We start from the raw sequence: 19768 nt of genomic DNA on the forward strand, positions 1-19768 counted from the left end.
CGTGGCGGGGGGGCGTGGACCTTGCAGAAGGCCTGCGGGAATCCTTTTGCCCTGAGGTTGAAGGTCGCGACGACGAAGTCCCACTTCGGGAACAAGTAGCGGCCCCTAGGTGTCGTGGTCAGGGTGCTGGCGCGACGCCACAGCACCGCCCGGCCCCATCGGCGGCCGCACCGGCATCTGCGCCAGATGATCCATCCAGGCCGGCCGGCCCTCGACGGCCAGCTGAACCACCGGCTCAACCGCCGACGGGTTATCGAAAGCGAAGACCGCCAGGTCGATCTTGTCCTCGCTCCAGTCAAAGGTCAGGGGCGTGCCGCAGGCGGCGCAGAAGCCGCGCTTGATCTGATCCGAACTCTGGAAATGGGCCGGCGCGCCGCGCTTCCAGGTCAGGTTAGCAACCTCGACCGTCACCAGCGCGCCGAACGGCCCGGCGAAGGCCTTCTGGCACATGCGGCAGTGGCAGATCGAGGCCCGTCCGGGTTCTCCGTCGACCCGAAAGCGGACGGCGCCGCACTGGCAGCCGCCGCTCAGGCTCATGCCGCCAGCTCGGCGATCACCCGTGATCCGTCGTGGCCGGTGACGCGGAAGGTCAGGATCTGGCCCGACGACGCTTCGCCCGTGAAGGCGATCTCGGTGAAGTCCTCGGCCCGGGCCACGCCATCACGCTCGACCAGGCCCGACAGCACGCGGCCGATCTGGCGCTGCAGGTGACGCTCCAGACCCGCCTGGCCCGCTTCACGCAGGCGGCGGGCGCGGTCCTTGATCACCGGGCCCTTGACCGGCGGCATCCGCGCGGCGGGCGTGCCGGGGCGGGCGCTATAGGGGAAGACGTGCAGGAAGGCGAGGCCCGCCTCCTCGACCAGCTTGAGGGTGTTCTCGAACGCCTCATCGGTCTCGGTCGGGAAGCCGGCGATCAGGTCGGCGCCGAAAGCGGTGTCGGGGCGCACGCGGCGCACCTCGGCCACCAGCTTCAGGGCGTCCTCGCGGCTGTGGCGGCGCTTCATGCGCTTGAGGATCATGTTGTCGCCGGCCTGCAGCGACAGATGCAGATAGGGCATCAGGCGCGGCTCGGTCTCCAGCAGCTTGAACAGGTCGGGATCGATCTCGGCCGCGTCGATCGACGACAGGCGCAGGCGCGGCAGATCCGGCACCAGCTTCAGGATCCGGCCGACCAGCTGGCCCAGGGTCGGCTGGCCCGGCAGGTCGGTTCCCCACGAGGTGACGTCGACGCCGGTCAGGACGACCTCGTTATAACCCTCGGCCGCCAGGCGGCGGATCTGTTCGACCACCTCGCCGGCCGGGGCCGAGCGCGAATTGCCGCGTCCGAACGGGATGATGCAGAAGGTGCAGCGGTGGTCGCAGCCGTTCTGGACCTCGACATAGGCCCGGGCGCGGTCCTTGAGGCCGGAGATCAGGTGACCTGCGGTCTCCTTGATCGACATGATGTCATTGACCCGCACGCGGGTGGAGGTGTCGAGCAACGCCCCCGGCGCGGCCTTTTCGGCATTGCCCAGTACCAGGTCGACTTCCGGCATGGCGGCGAAGGCGGCGGGGTCGATCTGGGCGGCGCAGCCGGTGACGATCAGCCGGGCGTCGGGCCGTTCGCGCCGCGCCTTGCGGATCGCCTGGCGGGCCTGACGCACGGCCTCGCCCGTTACCGCGCAGGTGTTGAACACCACCGCGTCCTGCAAGCCGTCGGCCGCGGCGCGGGCCCGGATGGCCTCGGACTCATAGGCGTTCAGCCGGCAGCCGAAGGTGACGACATCAACGCCGTCGGGGCCCGACGGGACCACCGCCGGTCCGCCCTCTTCACCGACTGCGGGCTTTGGTGTCGGCGGGCGCGAGATGACGGTGTAGGTGGTCACGGCTTGTCCACGAACGCCGCGAAGGCGTCCTTCCAGTCGGGGTGCCAGCGCGACAGGGCAGGGCGGTTTTCAATGATGTCGCCGATGGCCCAAGCCATGCGCTTCTCGTCGACCGCGCGGGTGACGTCGTTGTCGGGGCACAGGATGTAGAAGTCGGCGGCCTCGATGCGGGCCAGCATGAAGTGGACCACCTGCTCGGGCGTCCAGGCGGCGTCGGGCTTGCCGCCCGGACCGCGCTTGGTCATGCCGGTAAAGGTGTAGCCGGGGATCAGCAGGTGGGCGGTGACCTGGCAATCCTCGGTCTGGCGCAGGGTGTGGGCCAGGCCCTCGGTCAGGGCCTTCACCGCCGACTTGGAGACATTATAGGCCGTGTCGCCCGGCGGCTGGGTGATGCCCTGCTTGGAGCCGGTATTGATGATCAGGCCGGGACGACCCGACAGGGCCATCTCTTCGCCAAACACCTGCACGCCGTTGATCACGCCCCACAGATTGACGTCGAGGATGCGCGACCAAGCGTCGTCGCCGGCAAAGGCGTCGCCGCCGCCGCCGACCCCGGCATTGTTCATCAGCACATCGACCGCGCCGAACTTTTCGAGGGCGAGCGCCTTCAGGGCCTCGAGGGCCGCGCGGTCGGCCACATCGGTCGGCACGGCCAGGGCGCCGATGGCCTCGGCTTCCTGTTTCAGCTTGCGGCCGGTGACGTCGGCCATGACCACATTGAGGCCCAGCTCGCGGAAGATCTTCGCGGCGGCCAGGCCGATGCCGTCGGCGGCGCCGGTGATGACGGCGGTCTTGCCGGCCTCGAGGGCGGGGTGGAGGCTCATGCGGCGACCTTCTCCGGCAGCTTGCCGGTGTATTCCAGGGTGATCGGGCCGGTCATGATCACGTGGCCGTCGGCCTCGCGCCATTCGATGACCAGGCTACCGCTCTCGAACTCGACGGTGGCGATGCGGTCGGTCAGGCCCCGGCGCACGGCGGCCACCTGGGCGGCGCAGGCGCCGGTGCCGCAGGCCAGGGTCAGTCCCGCGCCGCGTTCCCAGACCTTCAGCTTGATGTGATCGCGGGCGGCGATGTGGGCGAAGCCGACATTGACGGCTTGCGGAAACAGCGGGTGATGCTCGACCAGCGAGCCGGTGCCGGTGGCGAAGGCGTCGGTCACCGGCGCGTCGACGAAGAACACCACATGCGGATTGCCCATCGAGACGCAGACCGGCGTGTGGACCAGCGGCGCGTCGATGGGGCCGACCTGCAGCTCGACCCGCTCGGTGTTCATCTCTTCGGACAGCGGGATCTGGGTCCAGTCCAGGCCCGGCTGGCCCATATCGACCGTCACCCGCTTGTCGCCGGCCATCTGGCCCGACAGGCGTCCGCCGTCGGTGTCGAAGGCCACGCTGTCCTTGCCGGCCGACTGCATCAGCAGCCAGGCCACGCAGCGCGTGCCGTTGCCGCAGGCGCCGACCGCGTCGCCGTCGGAATTCCAGAAGCGGACATAGGCGCTGGCGCCCTCGCGCCTGGGCGGATCGATGGCGATCACCTGGTCACAGCCGATCCCGCCCTCATTACCCTTCGCATCTGGGCGTTTGGCGATCGCGCGGATCTCCTCGGGCGTGGGCTCGAAGGACTGGCTGGCGGTCTCGATCACGACGAAGTCGTTGCCGAGGCCGTTCATCTTGAGGAAGGTGCGGCTCATGGTGGGGGCTATATAGTGGAAAAGTGGCGACAGCGTCAGGGGTTGGGGTGACGCGGCAGCGCGACAGGGCTCTGACCACGACCAGATCTTCCGACCATTCCTGCCAACGGGGCTGAGCTTCGCGCCACAAGCTCTGGCGCGGGTCGGTTTTTCCGATACCGTCCCGGTCCATGATCCTGCTTCGCACCTGTTCCGCCGGGGCCCTGGCCTTCGCTCTGTTCTCTTCCGGCGCCGCGCTGGCTCAGGAGAGCGATCCCCATCTGGCGCTGGAGGCGGTGGAAAGCCTCGACAGCCTGGCTTGGGTGAATGCAGAGAACGCCAAGACCCTCCCGCTACTGTCGGGCGATCCGCGTTTCGCGGGCCTGCAGGCCCAGGCCCTGACGATCCTGTCGGCCAGGGACCGCATCGCCGCGCCGAACTTCATCGGACAGAGCGTCTTCAACTTCTGGCAGGACCAGGCCCATGTGCGCGGGATCTGGCGGCGCACGACGCTCGCCTCCTACAAGACCGCCTCGCCGGTCTGGGAGACGGTGCTGGACCTCGACGCCCTGGCCAAGGCCGAGGGCAAGAACTGGATCTGGAAGGGCGCCGACTGCCGGCCCAAGACCCACGACCGCTGCCTGGTCAACCTGTCCAACGGCGGCAAGGACGCGGTCGAGGTCCGCGAGTTCGACCTGACCACCAGGACGTTCGTCGAGGGGGGCTTCCTGCTCCCGGAAGGCAAACAAAGCGCCGAGTGGCTGGACGCCGACACCCTGATCCTGACCCGCAACTGGGGCGAGGGCACCACCACCGACAGTGGCTACGGCATGGTCATCAAGACCCTCAAGCGCGGTCAGGCCCTGGCCGACGCGGTCGAGGTGTTCCGCGGCCAGAAGAGCGACGTCTCGGCCCGGCCCAATGTGCTGCGCGATGCGGCGGGTAACCGGGTGGTGCTGATCGACCGGGCGACGGACTTCTTCCACACCGAGCGCCATGTCTGGATCGACGGCAAGGTCACACCGCTGGCCATTCCGCAGAAAGCCAATATCGCGGGCCTGCTGAACGGCAAGCTGATCGTCGAGATGAACGAGGACGGTCTGGGCGCCAAGGCCGGCTCGATCGTCGCCGTGAGCCCGGACGCGGGCCTGTCGACCAGCGTGGTCTTTGCCCCCACGGCCGTGCAGGCGGTGGACCAGGTGACCGTCACCGACCACGCCGTGGTGGCGGCGATCTATGACAATGTGCGCGGCGGGGTGTTCACCTTCCGCGCCAACGGCGCGACCTGGACCAAGACCGCCCTACCCGGCCTGCCCAACGCCTCGGTGTCGCTGGGCTCGCATGCCGACGAAGGCGACCAGATCTTCTACAGCGTCGAGGGCTTCACCACCCCAACCCAGCTGAAACTGGCCGACGCGGTCAGCGGCGCGTCGGAAACCGTCAAGGCCCTGCCGGCCCAGTTCGAGGGCGGCAATCTGGAGGTCGAGCAGAAGGTCGCCACCAGCAAGGACGGCACCAAGGTTCCCTATTTCCTGATCCATCCCAAGGGTCACAAGCACGACGGCTCCAACCCCACGCTGCTGCACGCCTATGGCGGCTTCAACCTGTCGAAACTGCCGGTCTATGATCCGCTGATCGGCAAGCTGTGGCTGGAAAAGGGCGGCAGCTATGCAGTCGCCAATATCCGCGGCGGCGGCGAGTTCGGGCCCGCCTGGCACGACGCGGCCCTGAAGGCCAACCGCCAGCGGGCCTTCGACGACTATTTCGCGGTCGCCGAAGACATGATCCGCAAAAAGATCACCTCGCCCCGCCATCTGGGCGCCTATGGCCGATCGAACGGCGGCCTGCTGATGGGCGTGGCCCTGACCCAGCGGCCCGACCTGTGGAACGCGGTGGTGGTGGAAAGCCCGCTGCTGGACATGATCCGCTACACCGTACTGCCGGCCGGCGCCTCGTGGATCGGCGAATATGGCGACCCGGCCATTGCGGCAGAGCGGGCCTTCATCGAGGCCTATTCGCCCTATCAGAACCTGAAGCCCGGGGTGAAATACCCGCTGGCCTATATCACCACCTCGACCAAGGACGACCGGGTCCATCCCGGCCACGCCCGCAAGTTCGCGGCCCGGCTGGACGATCTGAAGGTGGATAACCTCTATTTCGAAAATACCGACGGCGGCCACGCCAATGGCGCGGACCCCAAGTCGAACGCCCGCCGGTGGGCGCTGCACTACACCTACCTGTCACGCCAGCTGATGGATCACTAAGTCTATGCGTCGCCTTGTCCTTGCCCTGTTAGCGTCCACGAGCCTCATGACCGCATCTCCCACCAGTGCTTTGGCCGCCGAACCCGCGCCCGAAGTCCGCACGCCTTTGGCCGAGCTGGGCAAGGACGATCCCTATCTGTGGATGGAGGAGATCGAGGGTCAGCGGGCCATGGACTGGGCCAAGGCCCAGAACGGCAAGACCCTGCCGGTGCTGCAGGGCGACGCGCGCTATGCCGACCTGGAGGCCAGGGCCCTGGCGATCCTCAACGCCAAGGACCGGGTGCCGAGCGTGTCGTTCGCCGGCGACGGCAGCTTGCGCAACTTCTGGCAGGACGCGACCCATGTGCGCGGCCTGTGGCGCAAGACCACCCTGGACAGCTACCGCGCGGCCGAGCCCGTCTGGGAAACCATCCTCGACATCGACGCCCTGTCGAAAGCCGAGAACGCCAACTGGGTGTTCAAGGGCGCCGGCTGCCTGCCGCCGGAAGACACCCGCTGCCTGATCACCCTGTCGGACGGCGGCAAGGACGCCGTGACCGTTCGCGAATTCGACACCGCGACCAAGAGCTTCGTGGAGGGCGGCTTTGCGCTGCCTGAGGGCAAACAGAACTATAGCTGGCTGGACCGGGACACCCTGCTGGTCGCCCGCGAGTGGGAGCCGGGCCAGGTCACCAAGTCGGGCTATGCCTATGTGCTGAAGACCGTCAAACGCGGCCAGCCGCTGTCGGCGGCTAAGGAGGTCTATCGCGGAACCGAGACCGACGTGTCGGTCAGCCCCTTCGTGCTGCGCGACGCCGATGGCGTCACCCAGGCGGTGATCGCCTATCGCGGCGTGACCTTCTTCGAGAGCGAAAAGCACCTGTTGACCGGCGCCGGCCCGGTCAAGCTGGACCTGCCGCTGAAAAGCTCGATCCAGGCCTATGTCGCCGGCCAGATGGTGGTGCTGCTGGAGCAGGACTGGGCCGACAAGGGCTTCAAGACCGGCGACCTGATCAGCTTCGACCTCGCCGCCCTGAAGGCCGCCCCGACCACCGCCAAGGCGGCGCTGGTGCTGCGTCCGACCGCCAAACAGTCGGTGGAACAGGTCACCACCACCCGCACCAAGCTGGTTGTCGCCATGCTGGACAACGTCAAGGGCGCAGCCCGGGTGCTGACCCACGGCGCCAAGGGCTGGACGTCGCAAGACCTGGCCCTGCCCGCCAATTCCGCGATCGGCCTGGGCTCCAGCGCCGAAAAGGACGAGCGGCTGTTCGTCACCGTCACCGGCTATCTGACGCCCTCGACCTTCTGGCTGGCTGACGCCGGCTCGCTGAAGCTGGAACAGGTCAAGGCCTCGCCCGCCCGCTTCGACGCCTCGACCCACGTGGTCGAGCAGTTCGAGGCGACCAGCACCGACGGCACCAAGATCCCCTACTTCGTCGTGCGGCCCAAGGGCGTGAAGTACGACGGCGCCGCCCCCACCCTGCTCTACGCCTATGGCGGGTTCCAGGTGTCGATGACCCCGGGCTATTCGGGCGTGATGGGCAAGCTGTGGCTGGAGCGCGGCGGCACATACGTGGTCGCCAATATCCGCGGCGGCGGCGAGTTCGGGCCGGCCTGGCACGCGGCGGGCCTCAAGGAGAACCGCCAGAAGGTCTATGACGACTTCTTCGCCGTCAGCCAGGACCTGATCGACCGCAAGATCACCTCGCCGCGCCGGCTGGGGATCATGGGCGGCAGCAATGGCGGCCTGCTGATGGGCGTGGCCCTGACCCAGAAGCCGCAGCTCTACAACGCCATCGTCGTGCAGGTGCCGCTGTTCGACATGATCCGCTACAGCCAGATCGGGGCCGGGGCCTCGTGGGTGGGCGAGTATGGCGACCCGGCCATACCGTCGGAGCGGGCCGTGATCGAGCGGTATGACCCCTATTCGAACCTGAAAGCCGGCCAGAAATATCCGGAAGTCTTCATCGAGACCTCGACCAAGGACGACCGCGTCCACCCCGCCCACGCCCGCAAGGCGGCGGCGCGTCTGGAAGCGCTGGGCTACCCCGTCCTCTATTACGAGAACATCGATGGCGGTCACGCGGCCTCGGCCAACCTGGCCGAAACCGCCCGGCGGCAGGCCCTGGAATATGTGTATCTGTCGCGCAAGCTGATGGATTAATTCAGTAAAACGGCGTTACTCAAATCGGGGTTGCGTCAACACTAGCGAAAGCTATCTGGGTCAGACTCGCGGCCGACCAGATCGGTCGTGAGTCGCCCAGAGTCCGCCGTCCTTGAAGATTGAAGTCGTTCCCGCGCTGGAGCTGAGCCTCGCTGACATCGACCGCTGGTCGAGCCTGCAGGTGGGGCAGGCGCGCCTGGACTCGCCCTTCCTGTCGCCGCGCTGGACCAAGGCCGTGGCCCAGGCGCGCGCGGCAACCGGCAAGAAGGCCAGCGAGATCAAGGTCGCCATCCTGCGCGGCGAAGACGGCGAGGCGATCGGCTTTTTGCCCGCCAGGGTTCAGGCCGATGTGGGCATGCCGGTCGGCGCCCCGATGTGCGACTATCAGGCCCTGGTTTCGGCCCCTGGCGTCGCGGTGGATCCGCGCCATTTGTTGACTGCCCTGCACGTCCATCGCCTGGATTTCTGCCACATGCAGGCCGACGACGAGACCCTGGCCCGCCACGGTCGCGGCCAGACCGACTCCTGGATCGTCGAGGCGCCGGACGGCTACGCCGCCTATGAGGCCGGGCGCAGGGCCGCGGGTTCGGGCGTGCTGAAGGATATCGACAAGAAGCGCCGCAAGGCCGAGCGTGAAGTCGGCCCGGCGGTCTTCACCGCGATGTCGGACTCGCGCGCCGATTTCGACCAGCTGATCGCCTGGAAACGCGCCCAGCTGATCGCCACCGGCCAGACTGACTATTTCCGGACGCCCTGGGTCCAGGCCTTGGTCGAAGCGCTGTTCGAGACCCGCGACACGGCGTTTGGCGGCGGGCTCTACACTCTGCATCTGGGCGGCAAGCTGGCCGCCGTGCACCTGCACCTGCGCGGCGCCCACACCGTCCATGGCTGGCTGATCGCCCACAATCCGCAGTTCGAGCGCTATTCGCCGGGTCTGATGCTGTTCCAGGACATTTTGAGAAGCATGGACGGCACGCCTTACGACCGCCTCGACCTGGGGGCCGGCGACTACCGCTTCAAGCGCGAGCTGTCCAACGCCCGCCAGACCGTGGTGTTCGGCTTCCTGGGCTCGCCCTCGCCCGCCGCCTTTGTCCGCAGCGCCGCCTATGGCGTCCGCCAGATGGTCGAGGCCCTGCCTCTGGGCCGGATGTCGGAGCTACCCGGCAAGGCGATGCGCCGGCTGGACCTGCTGCGCGGGCTGCACTGAGTTCGATTGCTGATTTTTGAATCCGCTCTCCCCGGCGAAAGCCGGGATCATACGGCCTGCAGCGTTTCGGCCAGCAGGCGCCCCTCGGCCGCGCGGGTGGAGCCCGCTCGCCAGGCGACAACGATCTCGCGACTGGAATGGGCGTTATCCAGCGGCCGCACAGTGACGGCGGCGTTGTCGGTCAAGCCCGCCTGCACCGCCATGGCCGGCAGGAACGAGATGCCCAGGCCCGAGCCGATCATCTGCACCAGGGTCGGCAGGGAGGTAGCGGCAAAGCTCTCCTCGTCGCCAAACGCCTTGGGGGCCTCCAGCCCGCAGGCGGCCAGGGCGTGGTCGCGCAGGCAGTGGCCGTCTTCCAGCAGGATCAGGTCATCGTCGGCCAGGCTGTCGGGATCGACCCGGACCGAGGCGGCCATCGGATGGTTGGCGGGGGCGGCGGCCAGCAGTTCGTCGTCCTCGACATGGGCCCAGTCCAGGCCCGACATGTCATAGGGTAGGGCGATCAGGGCCGCGTCCAGGGCGCCGGCCTTGAGGCTGGCGATCAGGCGTTGGGTCAGGTCCTCGCGCAGGAACAGCCGCAGCTTGGGGAAGCGGTCGCGCAGCAGGGGCAGGGCGCGCGGCAGCAGATAGGGCGCCACGGTCGGGATGACGCCCAGCCGGAACCGGCCCGCCAGCGGCAGGCCCGCGCCGCGCGCCGCCTGCACCAGATCCTCGGTCCGGGTCAGGATGTCCTGGGCCCGGCGCACGGCCTCCTGGCCGGCGGCGGTCAGGATCACACCCGAGCGCGCCCGGTCGACCACCGCCGCGCCCAGGATCTTTTCCAGTTCCTGGATGCCCGCCGACAGGGTGGGCTGGGTGACATGGGCGCTCTCGGCGGCGCGGCTGAACGAGCCGTGCTCCGACAGAAGCTTCAGATATTGCAGTTGGCGCAGGGTGGGCAGCATGCCGCCCCTATAGAGCCTTCAGGGCAAGGCGTATAGAAAGAACCTATCCACGGGAATGATTTAATCGATTGGACCTATCGACCCCCGCTGCGTAGAGGTGCGCTCACCTTTTACGGGAGCCCTTCATGGCCTTGATCAACACCACCATCAAACCCTTCACCGCCACGGCCTTCAAGGCCGGCAAGTTCATTGAGGTCAGCGACGCCGACCTGAAGGGCAAGTGGTCCGTCGTGTTCTTCTACCCCGCCGACTTCACCTTCGTCTGCCCGACCGAACTGGAAGACCTGGCCGACAACTATCCCGAGCTGCAGAAGATGGGCGTGGAAGTTTACTCGGTCTCGACCGACACCCACTTCTCGCACAAGGCCTGGCACGACAGCTCGCCGGCGATCGGCAAGATCCAGTACACGATGATCGGCGACCCGTCGGGCCTGGTGACCAACAACTTCGACGTCATGCGCGAAGGCGTGGGCCTGGCCGACCGCGGCACCTTCCTGGTCGACCCGGAAGGCGTGATCCAGTTCATGGAAATCACCGCCGAGGGCATCGGCCGCAACGCCACCGAGCTGCTGCGCAAGATCAAGGCGGCCCAGTACGTCGCCGCCCACCCGGGCGAAGTCTGCCCGGCCAAGTGGGAAGAAGGCGAGAAGACCCTCGCGCCGTCGCTCGACCTCGTCGGCAAGATCTAAGCCTTAGACAATAGTCGCGACCCTGATTGGGGGCGCGATCCGGCGTCGTCGCCCGCTGCCGTCTCCCCACGGAGCCGGCGACGACGCCACCCTTCCCGAGATTTCACGCGTTTCTCCCGACGGGAGACCTGCGCCCCGCATTCGGAGCCCGCCATGTTGGACGAAAGCCTGAAGACCCAGCTGCAAGCCTATCTGCAGAACCTGCGCCAGCCGATCGAGCTGGTCGCCTCGCTGGACGAGGGCCAGAGCTCCAAGGACATGCTGGCCCTGCTGGAAGACGTGGCGGGAACCTCCGACAAGGTGACCCTGAGCCTGGCCGGCGACGACGAACGCAAGCCCTCGTTCGCCATCACCCGCGCCGCCGGAGACGCTTCGGTGCGCTTCGCCGGTCTGCCGCTGGGTCACGAGTTCACCTCGCTGGTGCTGGCCTTGCTGCATGTCGGCGGCCACCCGCCCAAGGTCGACGCCGAGGTGCTGGACCAGGCCCGCGCCCTGGAGGGTGCGTTCCACTTCGAAACCTATTTCTCACAGAGCTGCCAGAACTGCCCGGACGTGGTCCAGGCCCTCAACACCATGGCCGCCCTGAACCCCAACATCACCCACGTCGCCATCGACGGCGCCCTGTTCCAGGCGGAAGTCGAGCAGCGCCAGGTCATGGCCGTGCCGACCATCCTGCTGAACGGCCAGCCCTTCGGCCAGGGCCGCATGGACCTGGAACAGATCCTGGCCAAGCTGGACACCGGCGCAGTGTCCCGCGCAGCCGAAAAGATCAAGACCAAGGACGCCTTCGATGTTCTGGTGATCGGCGGCGGCCCCGCCGGCGCGGCCGCCGCCATCTATGCCGCCCGCAAGGGCATCCGCACCGGCGTCGCGGCCGAGCGCTTCGGCGGCCAGGTGCTGGACACCATGGCCATCGAGAACTTCATCTCGGTCTCGCACACTGAAGGCCCCAAGCTGGTCTCGGGCCTGGAACAGCACGTCAAGGACTATGACGTCGACATCATGAACCTGCAGAAGGCCGTGGGCCTGGTGCCGGCCAAGGTTCCCGGCGGCCTGATCGAGGTCAAGCTGGAGAACGGCGCCAGCCTGAAGTCGCGCAGCGTGATCCTGTCGACCGGCGCCCGCTGGCGTAACGTCAATGTCCCCGGTGAGGCCGAGTACAAGAACCGGGGCGTGGCCTATTGCCCGCACTGCGACGGCCCGCTGTACAAGGGCAAGCGCGTGGCGGTGATCGGCGGCGGCAACAGCGGCGTCGAGGCGGCCATCGACCTGGCCGGCATCGTCGCCCACGTGACGCTGATCGAGTTCGACAACCAGCTGCGGGCCGACGCGGTGCTGCAGCGCAAGCTGGCCAGCCTGCCCAATGTGGCCGTTGTCACTTCGGCCATGACTACCGAGATCCACGGCGACGGCGCCAAGATCAACGGCCTGACCTACAAGGACCGCGGCAGCGACGCGACCCATCGCGTCGACCTGGAAGGCGTGTTCGTGCAGATCGGCCTAGTGCCCAACACCGAATGGCTGAAGGACAGCGGCGTCGCCCTCTCCAATCGCGGCGAGATCGAAGTGGATTATCGCGGCGAAACCTCGATCCCCGGCGTGTTCGGGGCGGGGGATGCGACCACCACGCCCTACAAGCAGATCATCATCGCCATGGGCGAGGGGTCCAAGGCCTCGCTGTCGGCTTTTGACTACCTGATCCGCCTGGAGCCGGCCCAACCGGCCCAACCGGCGGAGCAGGCGGCCGCCTGAACGCCGTCTCCGGACGATCCTGCGAGCCGTCGCGTCTGACCTTGCCGGTCGGCGCGGCGGCTTTCGCGTCGCAGGCGAACCGCGAGGGCGAGGTTCAGCGCGGGTGCGACGCTAGCGCCCTCGACATTCGGCTTGACCTTCGACTATTTTGTTAACTTCTGGGCAAGGGATTCGGGGGTTGGCGGCTATCGTGCCGTCGGCGCTCACGGGGCCTTGGGTTGATCAAGGGGATGGGCGAGATGCGGCTTCTGTCGAAGAACGTGCGTGACACGAAGACCGTCAAGCCGGCCATGCTGGTCGAAGACGTCAGCCGGCCGGAATTCTCCGAGCGCCTGATCGAATCCACCCAGGCTATCGGCGTCCGCTACGAAACCATCCATGGCGGCCTCGACAGTATCAGCCGTGTCGTCGAGCACCTGCGGGCCATCGAGCCCCTACTGGCCGAGATCCGCCAGCCGGTCGCCGAAGAGTTCGAAGCCCGCCGCGCCGAGCACGCCGAACTGATCGCCCTGCGCACGAATTACGAACAGGCCCTGCGCCAGGTCGCCCTGGCCCAGACCGAGGAGCGCGAGCTCACCTCAAAGCTGGCTGTCACCCGCACGGCGCTGGGCGAATCCGACGCCCGCATCCAGGCCCAGGACTCCACCCTTGAGGACAATGCCCTCGAGATCGATCGCCTGCGCAACGGACTGCTGCAGTCGGACCTCAAGGTCGGCAATCTCGACGCCTCGCTGCGCGACGCCACCGCCCGCATCGAGCATCTGGTTCAGGACGTCGACACCCTGCGCACCCAGAGCCAGGACATCGACACCCGCCGCGGCGAGGCCGAGGCCTCGCTGGCCCGCGCCAACCAGGAAAACGCCCTCCTCGTCGAGGAAGTGGCGACCCTGAAAAAGCGCATCGACCAGGCCGGCATCGACATCGCCCGCCTGTCGCGCATCGAAACCGACCTGGAAGCCCAGATCGCCGCCGAGCGCGCCCGCATTCAGGCTACCGAAAACGCCCTGGCCGTGCACCAGGCCGACAGCGGCCGCACCATCCGTGGCCTGGAAAGCCAGGTCGAGGCCGGCCGCGCCGAGATCTCGGCCCTGCAGACCCGCCTGGAAACCGCCAGCGGCCGCGCCGACAAGCTGGAAGAAATGAACGGCCAGATCTCGCAGCGCCTGGCCGAGTCCAACGCCCAGCAGCAGGCCGTTGAACGCCGCGCCGGTGATCTGAACGTTGCGCTGGAACGGGCTCTGGACCGGATCCGCTCGCTGGAAGACGAAGGCGAAGGCCTGCGTCAGCGCCACGCCGGCGTCGACACCGCTCGCGCCGCCGCCATCGAGCGCGCCGACCAGCTGGCCAAGGCCGCCGTCGCCCACGACAAGACCCTGCAACGGGCCGAGGAACGCGCCAACCAGCTGCGCGTCCGCCTGGAAGTCATGCAGGAAGCCCAGGATACCTCGCGCCGCCAGAGCGAGGAAAAGCTCGGCGAGCTGCAGGCCCAGATCGAGCGCCTCACCTCCGAAGCCGCCCTGTCCGAAGGCGCCTTGGAAGCGGCCCGCCGCGACCGCTCGCGCCTGCAGATGGCCCTACTGGGCGCCACCGAAGGCGATATGGCCCAGGCTGGTTAAACCTTTCCCCCGACCCCAAAGTCCGGAAAAGGGCGGCCCTCGTGGCCGCCCTTTTTTGTTGCGGGGGCCGCGCTCTAACCCGGCTTGCCGGTCTCGATCTGGCGCTTCAGCCGCGTGACCTGCTGGCCGATCACGCCATCGACCGGCGCGGCGATCCTGTCCAGACCGCCCTTCATGTAGCCGCCGACGTCATAGGTGACGGTCAGGGTGGTCTTGCCGTCCTTCTCTGCCAGCCCAAAGCTCATATGGCCGGCCGCGCCGCTGCTCTGCAGCGGACCCAGCGCCCCGAACAGGGTCAGCTTCTGACTCGGCGCGGCATAGACGGTGCTCATGTGCAGCACCGAGCCGCCGCCCGGCAGGCGCTCGCAGAAACACCCCCCCGAAGCCGCCGCCAGCGACAGGTTGGCAGCCGAACCCGACCAGGTATGCGCTGGGTCCCACCAGGTCGCCGGCTGAACCAGCGAGGCCCAGACCCGCGCGGCCGGGGCGGCGATCTCGGCGACCTGCCGGACCTGAAAGCCGCCAGGGGTGGCGTCGGTGACCTCGGCGTGCGCCGCCGCAGCGGTCAGCACCAGGGCGGCGACGGAAATCCAGAGCTTCATACGGGTATCCCCTGACGACGCCCGCAGCGTTCCCGCCCTGCGAGGCCAACGTCAAGCTTCAGGCGTTCCCTTTGCGGAATGATCGCGCTAGGCTTGGCCCATGAACACGACCCAGAGCGGTCGTCGGGGCTTTGGGCTCCGTCGCTCGCAGGACCTTATCCGCTCCGTATGACGCTCCTGACCTGATCAGGCGAGACGCCGCGCGTGCGGCTTATGGACGGCCCGGCCGTCAGCGAAACCTACGGACATTCAACGACATGACCACCACCCCTCCCGATTGGGCCGCGCGTTTCAGCGAGCGCATGACCCGCGTCCGCGCCAGCGAGATCCGCGAACTTCTGAAACTGCTGGACCAGCCCGACATCCTGTCGTTCGCCGGCGGCATCCCCAATCCGGGCCTCTTTCCCACCCAGCGCATCCAGGCCGGCTGTGACGCCATCCTGGCCGATCCGAAACTGGCCGCCCAGGCGCTGCAATATTCGGTCAGCGAGGGCTATTTGCCGCTGCGCGAGTGGATCGCCGAACGCATGACCCGCGACGGCATGCCGTGCGACGCCGGCAACATCATGCTGACCGCCGGCTCGCAGCAGGCCCTGGACCTGCTGGGCAAGCTGTTCCTGACTCGCGGCGACACGGTGATGGTGGCCCGGCCCACCTATCTGGGCGCGCTGCAGGCCTTCAACGGCTATGAGCCGGCCTATCTGGATCTGCCGGAAGCCGGACTGGTCGACGGGCTGGACGCCGCGACGCGCGAGCGGGCGACCGGGGCCCTGGGCTATTTCGTCCCCGACTTCGCCAATCCCACCGGCCAGAGCCTGACCCTGGCCGAGCGCGAGACCCTGCTCGACCTGGCCGGCGATCTGGACATGACCCTGATCGAGGACGCCGCCTATCGCGAGTTGCGGTTCAGCGGCGAGGCCCTGCCGACCCTGCTGTCGCTGGATATCGCCCGCTCCGGCGGGATCGAGCAGGCGCGCACCCTGTTCTGCGGCACCTTCTCCAAGACCCTGTCGCCGGCCCTGCGCATCGGCTGGGTCTGCGGCCCCCGCGCGGTGATCGAGAAGCTGGTTTTGCTGAAACAGGGCGCCGACCTGCACGTCTCGACCATCAACCAGATGGTCGCCCATCGCGCCGTGATCGAGGGCTATGACCAGCATCTGGGCATGCTGCGATCGGCCTATGGCGCCAACGCCCGCAGCATTCTGAGCGCCCTGGAACGCCACATGCCGACCGGCGTCACCTGGTCGCGGCCGCAGGGCGGCATGTTCGTCTGGGTTTGGCTGCCGCCGGGGCTGGACGGCAAGGTCGTGCTGGAACGGGCCCTGGCCGAGGAGCGCGTCGCCTTCGTGCCCGGCGAGCCGTTCTTCGCCGAGGTCCCGACCGCCAACGCCCTGCGGCTCAGCTATTCACTGCCCTCGGAAACGCAGATCGAAGACGGCGTGGCGCGACTGGCGCGGTTGATTGGGCGGATGGGGTAGTGGGAAAACCTATCTGAAGCTCAGAAATCCTTGTCATCCCGGAAGCCTCGCAGAGGCTATCCGGGACCCAGGGGCAACCGCACTGCAGCGGCTCCTGGGTCCCGGCTCTCCGCTTCGCTGCGGCCGGGATGACAAAATTTATGAGCTCTAGTCCGGCGGCGAGGTCACCGTGGCCCCGCCCGCCTTCAGCCGATCCAGCACGCCATTGGCCGGCAGCAGGAAGGCCAGGTCGACCACCGCCACCGTGACGCCGGGCCGGTTCAGGGCGCTCGTCAACGCACTGGCTGACTGCCCGATCTGCTGCTCCAGAAGCTTGCCGCCGCCGGGTGATCGCAACAGGCAGCGCTGGGCGGCGCTGGCCGAATAGCGTGACCGGACGCTGGCCAGATCGCCCCGCGCCCAGTCAGACCCGATCGTGGTGGGCCGGCCGCCTTCATATTCCAGCTCGTCGAGGGCATCCGTCAGACAGGCCAGCTGGGCCTCCTTGGACAGCTTGCCGGCGGCGTTGACCACCGCGCTCATCCGGTACTGGCCCATGGCCTTGATCCTGACCTTGCGGGCCTTGGCCATCCGCTCGATGGTGCTGACAGGCTTGGCTTCGGACAGCCCGGCCGCCTGCCGGAAGTCCGACAGCAACAGGAAGCCGGCGATGGCCGGCGTCCAGCTTTTGTACTCGCCGGCGCCCTTTTTCGCCCGGGTGCGGCCCGAGATGAAACGCGCTTTCAGGTCCGGCGGCAGTTCGTCCTCCAGCCTGTCGCCCAGACCCTGACGCAGGCCCGCGCCGCCCTTCAGAACGAAGCCGGCGATCTGGCCCGGACCCACCGAGGCCTTGGGCGGCGCCAGCAGCAGGTCGGCCTGACCGAGTGCGCGTTCCAGGCGGGGGCTTTTCCAGGCCAGCTGATGAGGCAGGGGCGCGGCTGAGCCGACCACATAGAGCCTAGCGCCACCCTTCTCGACCAGCCAGATCGCCGGCCCGGGCGCGCGGGCGACCACCAGCAGCTCCTCGACCACCGCGCTGCCGGGACCGTCGGGGACGGAACCCAGGTCGATGGTCTGGGCGTGGGCGGGGGCTGAGAGCGTCAGGCAAAGCGCCAGAGCGGACAGGGCGATCTTCAGGTTACACCTCGCAGCCTGCAATCCTTCCCTTCTCCCCTTGCAGGAGAAGGTGTCATCCAAAGGATGACGGATGAGGGGTCGCACCGGACAGGCCGGGAAACCCCTCACCCGACCCCGGCTGAGTTTATCCTAAGGGCGCGCGCGTCGCGCGACCCGGGGCCGGGGCCACCCTCTCCCGCAAGGGGAGAGGGATAAGTCCTCAAGCCCCCGGCGGCACCGGGAAGCCGCGGTCGCGCATCAGGGCGCCGATCTTCACGTCGCGGCCGCGGAAGGCCTTGAACTGATCGACCGGATCAACCGAATTGCCCTTCGACATGATGGTGTCGATCAGCCGCTGGCCGGTCGGCTTGTCGTAGAAACCGCCGGGGGCCTCTTGGAAGGCCTCGGCGACGTCGGCGGTCAGGGTGTCGGCCCACAGATAGCTGTAATAGCCGGCCGAATAGCCGTCGCCCGAGAACACGTGGCCGAACTGCGGCGTGCGGTGGCGCATGACGATCTCGCGCGGCATGCCCAGCTTGTTCAGCTCGTCGCGCTCGAACGCGTCGGGATCGATGTCCACGTCGCCGGCCAGGTGCAGCTTCATGTCGATCAGGGCGCTGGCCAGATATTCGGTGGTGGAGAAGCCCTGGTTGAACTTGTCCGCCGCCTTGATCTTGTCGACCAGGGCCTGGGGGATCGGCTCGCCGGTCTTGTAGTGGACGCAGAACTTGGACAGCACCTGCGGGGTCGGCAGCCAGTGCTCGTTCAGCTGGCTGGGGAACTCGACATAGTCGCGCGCCACGTTGGTGCCCGACACGGTCGGATAGGTGGCGTTGGCGTTGAGCCCATGGATGGCGTGGCCAAATTCGTGGAACAGGGTGGTGGCGTCATCCCAGGAGATCAGCACCGGCTCGCCAGGCGCGCCCTTGATGAAGTTGGAGTTGTTGGACACCAGCGTGGTGATCTCGCCCTTGAACCGCTCCTGGGTGCGATAGGCATTCATCCAGGCGCCCGAGCGCTTGCCCTCGCGGGCATAGGGATCAAAGTACCACAGGCCCACATGCTTGCCGGCGCGGGTCACCTCATAGACGGTGATGTCCTCGTGATAGACCGGCAGGCCTTCGACCTTCTGGTACTGGAAGCCATAGACCTCGCCTGAGGCCCAGAACATCGCCTCGCGCAGCTTTTCCAGCTGCATGTACGGCTTCACCTCGTTCATATCGAGGTCGTACTTGGCCTTGCGGACCTTCTCGGCATAGTAGCGATAGTCCCACGGCTCGATCTTGAAGCCGCCCTTTTCAGCGTCGACGATGGCCTGCATGGCCGCCACGTCGATGGCCACCTGAGCAATGGCCGGGGTCCACACCGCCTCCATCAGGGCCATGGCCCGTTCAGGCGTCTTAGCCATGGCGTTTTCCAGGCGCCAGTGGGCGTGGGTCTTGAAGCCCAGCAGCCTGGCGCGCTCGACGCGCAGCTTGAGGATCTTGGCGATCAGGGCGTTGTTGTCGGTGGCGCCGCCGCCATCGCCGCGATTGACGAAGGCCTTCCAGACCTTCTCGCGGGTGGCGCGCACCGGTGAATAGGTCAGGTAGGGATCGACGCTGGAGCGGGTGTTGACGATGATGAACTTGCCTTCCAGCTTGCGCTGGGCGGCGCTGGAGGCGGCGTTGGCCTTCAGCGACTCCGGCAGGCCGACCAGGTCGGCGTCGGTCAGCGCGATATAGGTGTTTTCGTCGGCCAGCTGGTTCTGGCTGAACTTGGTGAAATACCCGGCCATCTCGGTGTTGATCGCCGCAACCCGCGCCTTGGCGGCGGGGTCGAGCTTGGCGCCGGCCCGCACGAAGTTGGTGTAGTAGATCCACAGCACGCGCTGCTGCTCAGAGGTCAACTTGGCCTTGTCCGGCGAAGTGTAGATCGTCTCGATGCGTTTGAAGAGCGCGGCGTTCTGGGTGATCTTGTCGCCGAAGCTGGCCAGCTTGGGGTCCATCTCCTCCTCGACCGTCTGGAATTCCGGGGTGCTCATATTGCCGCCCCAGATGCCGTAATAGCAGTAGAGGTCCGACAGGCTGCGGCCGCTGTCTTCCAGGGCGGCGATGGTGTTGTCGAAGGTCGGCGCGGCCTTGCTGGCGGTGATGGCGTCGATCTCGGCCAGGTTCTTGGCCATGGCCGCTTCCAGGGCCGGCTTGAAGTCGGCGACCTTGACCTTGTCGAAGGCCGGCACGCCGCCATAGGGGCCCGTCCACTTGGCCAGCATGGGATTGCCGTCGGCGGCCATGGCGAAGCTCGGATTGAGGGTCGCGGCGACGCCGGTGGCGGCGGCCGATGCGAGGAAGGTACGACGTTGCACGGATGATCTCCGGTGGAAGTGTTGGCGGCGACCCTAGGCCAGCCCCGGGCCGCCGTCACATGACACGACCGTAACCTTTGACCTCGGCCGAAAA

15 protein-coding genes and 1 pseudogene are annotated in these 19768 nt (G+C 67.5%); 7 read left to right on the plus strand and 9 right to left on the minus strand.

Translation table 11 applies throughout. From position 1 onward, the window contains the following. Positions 1 to 105: 105 nt before the first annotated feature. Genes ACN2C8_RS18100 through dapF form a run of 4 tightly spaced genes read right to left on the minus strand, consistent with a single transcriptional unit; the run spans position 106 to position 3555 of the window. Complete coding sequence (locus ACN2C8_RS18100) at positions 106 to 537, minus strand: GFA family protein (protein ID WP_419253425.1); 432 nt, start codon at positions 535 to 537, stop codon at positions 106 to 108. Next, the gene (mtaB, locus tag ACN2C8_RS18105) at positions 534 to 1865 is read right to left on the minus strand and encodes a tRNA (N(6)-L-threonylcarbamoyladenosine(37)-C(2))-methylthiotransferase MtaB (RefSeq protein ID WP_419253426.1); all 1332 of its coding nucleotides are present in this window, start codon (positions 1863 to 1865) and stop codon (positions 534 to 536) included. Before mtaB ends, ACN2C8_RS18100 begins: the two co-directional genes overlap by 4 nt. Continuing rightward, complete coding sequence (locus ACN2C8_RS18110) at positions 1862 to 2773, minus strand: SDR family NAD(P)-dependent oxidoreductase (protein WP_419253427.1); 912 nt, start codon at positions 2771 to 2773, stop codon at positions 1862 to 1864. The genes mtaB and ACN2C8_RS18110 overlap by 4 nt, the downstream gene beginning before the upstream one ends. Further along, the gene (gene dapF, locus ACN2C8_RS18115) at positions 2686 to 3555 is read right to left on the minus strand and encodes a diaminopimelate epimerase (RefSeq protein ID WP_419253429.1); all 870 of its coding nucleotides are present in this window, start codon (positions 3553 to 3555) and stop codon (positions 2686 to 2688) included. Before dapF ends, ACN2C8_RS18110 begins: the two co-directional genes overlap by 88 nt. Positions 3556 to 3725: 170 nt before the next feature. Here dapF and ACN2C8_RS18120 point away from each other — a divergent pair, with 170 nt between their 5' ends. From ACN2C8_RS18120 to ACN2C8_RS18130, 3 genes are all read left to right on the plus strand, one after another. Further along, positions 3726 to 5798, plus strand: coding sequence for a prolyl oligopeptidase family serine peptidase (locus ACN2C8_RS18120; protein WP_419253430.1), 2073 nt, complete (start codon positions 3726 to 3728; stop codon positions 5796 to 5798). A 4-nt stretch (positions 5799 to 5802) separates the two neighbouring features. Then, a complete protein-coding gene (locus tag ACN2C8_RS18125; protein WP_419253431.1) occupies positions 5803 to 7944 on the plus strand; it encodes a prolyl oligopeptidase family serine peptidase in 2142 nt (713 codons plus the stop codon). 112 nt (positions 7945 to 8056) lie between these two features. Next, the gene (locus ACN2C8_RS18130; RefSeq protein WP_419253432.1) at positions 8057 to 9151 is read left to right on the plus strand and encodes a GNAT family N-acetyltransferase; all 1095 of its coding nucleotides are present in this window, start codon (positions 8057 to 8059) and stop codon (positions 9149 to 9151) included. Positions 9152 to 9198: 47 nt separating this feature from the next. On the opposite strand, the gene ACN2C8_RS18135 is transcribed toward ACN2C8_RS18130, so the two are convergent. Continuing rightward, on the minus strand, positions 9199 to 10095 hold the full coding sequence (locus ACN2C8_RS18135; protein ID WP_419253434.1) for a hydrogen peroxide-inducible genes activator: 897 nt from the start codon (positions 10093 to 10095) through the stop codon (positions 9199 to 9201). A gap of 125 nt (positions 10096 to 10220) precedes the next feature. Between ACN2C8_RS18135 and ahpC the strand changes: the two genes are divergently transcribed. The 3 genes from ahpC to ACN2C8_RS18150 all read left to right on the plus strand — a co-directional run bounded on the left by ahpC (position 10221) and on the right by ACN2C8_RS18150 (position 14152). Further along, positions 10221 to 10784, plus strand: coding sequence for an alkyl hydroperoxide reductase subunit C (gene ahpC, locus ACN2C8_RS18140; protein ID WP_419253436.1), 564 nt, complete (start codon positions 10221 to 10223; stop codon positions 10782 to 10784). A gap of 153 nt (positions 10785 to 10937) precedes the next feature. Beyond that, complete coding sequence (gene ahpF, locus ACN2C8_RS18145) at positions 10938 to 12536, plus strand: alkyl hydroperoxide reductase subunit F (protein WP_419253437.1); 1599 nt, start codon at positions 10938 to 10940, stop codon at positions 12534 to 12536. Positions 12537 to 12775: 239 nt separating this feature from the next. Then, entirely contained in the window at positions 12776 to 14152 is a 1377-nt protein-coding gene (locus ACN2C8_RS18150; protein ID WP_419253438.1) for an intermediate filament-like cell shape determinant CreS, read from the plus strand. 74 nt (positions 14153 to 14226) lie between these two features. Here the strand turns inward: ACN2C8_RS18150 and ACN2C8_RS18155 are convergent, their stop codons facing one another. Next, positions 14227 to 14754: an ATPase gene (locus tag ACN2C8_RS18155; protein ID WP_419253439.1), complete on the minus strand. Its 528-nt coding sequence runs from the start codon at positions 14752 to 14754 to the stop codon at positions 14227 to 14229. Positions 14755 to 15011: 257 nt separating this feature from the next. Here ACN2C8_RS18155 and ACN2C8_RS18160 point away from each other — a divergent pair, with 257 nt between their 5' ends. Then, positions 15012 to 16232 (plus strand): PLP-dependent aminotransferase family protein, encoded by a 1221-nt coding sequence (locus ACN2C8_RS18160; protein WP_419253440.1) that lies wholly within the window; start codon positions 15012 to 15014, stop codon positions 16230 to 16232. A gap of 59 nt (positions 16233 to 16291) precedes the next feature. Here ACN2C8_RS18160 and ACN2C8_RS18165 read toward each other — a convergent pair. The 3 genes and pseudogenes from ACN2C8_RS18165 to ACN2C8_RS18175 all read right to left on the minus strand — a co-directional run. Beyond that, positions 16292 to 16366 (minus strand): annotated as a pseudogene (locus ACN2C8_RS18165) (hypothetical protein); the annotation flags it as partial. A 13-nt stretch (positions 16367 to 16379) separates the two neighbouring features. After that, entirely contained in the window at positions 16380 to 17348 is a 969-nt protein-coding gene (locus tag ACN2C8_RS18170; RefSeq protein WP_419255921.1) for a TraB/GumN family protein, read from the minus strand. A 199-nt stretch (positions 17349 to 17547) separates the two neighbouring features. Beyond that, a complete protein-coding gene (locus ACN2C8_RS18175) occupies positions 17548 to 19674 on the minus strand; it encodes a M3 family metallopeptidase (RefSeq protein ID WP_419253442.1) in 2127 nt (708 codons plus the stop codon). Positions 19675 to 19768: the final 94 nt, after the last annotated feature.

The organism is Caulobacter sp. ErkDOM-C (assembly GCF_048541825.1).
Taxonomy (GTDB): Bacteria; Pseudomonadota; Alphaproteobacteria; order Caulobacterales; family Caulobacteraceae; genus Caulobacter.

Coding starts and splice junctions, on each gene's coding strand:
- ACN2C8_RS18100 (WP_419253425.1), bottom strand. CDS start 537: ATGAGCCTGAGCGGCGGCTGCCAGTGCGGCGCCGTCCGCTTTCGGGTC.
- ACN2C8_RS18110 (WP_419253427.1), bottom strand. CDS start 2,773: ATGGCGCGAGGCCGACGGCCACGTGATCATGACCGGCCCGATCACCCT.
- dapF (WP_419253429.1), bottom strand. CDS start 3,555: ATGAGCCGCACCTTCCTCAAGATGAACGGCCTCGGCAACGACTTCGTC.
- ACN2C8_RS18120 (WP_419253430.1), top strand. CDS start 3,726: ATGATCCTGCTTCGCACCTGTTCCGCCGGGGCCCTGGCCTTCGCTCTG.
- ACN2C8_RS18125 (WP_419253431.1), top strand. CDS start 5,803: ATGCGTCGCCTTGTCCTTGCCCTGTTAGCGTCCACGAGCCTCATGACC.
- ACN2C8_RS18135 (WP_419253434.1), bottom strand. CDS start 10,095: ATGCTGCCCACCCTGCGCCAACTGCAATATCTGAAGCTTCTGTCGGAG.
- ahpC (WP_419253436.1), top strand. CDS start 10,221: ATGGCCTTGATCAACACCACCATCAAACCCTTCACCGCCACGGCCTTC.
- ahpF (WP_419253437.1), top strand. CDS start 10,938: ATGTTGGACGAAAGCCTGAAGACCCAGCTGCAAGCCTATCTGCAGAAC.
- ACN2C8_RS18150 (WP_419253438.1), top strand. CDS start 12,776: ATGCGGCTTCTGTCGAAGAACGTGCGTGACACGAAGACCGTCAAGCCG.
- ACN2C8_RS18155 (WP_419253439.1), bottom strand. CDS start 14,754: ATGAAGCTCTGGATTTCCGTCGCCGCCCTGGTGCTGACCGCTGCGGCG.
- ACN2C8_RS18160 (WP_419253440.1), top strand. CDS start 15,012: ATGACCACCACCCCTCCCGATTGGGCCGCGCGTTTCAGCGAGCGCATG.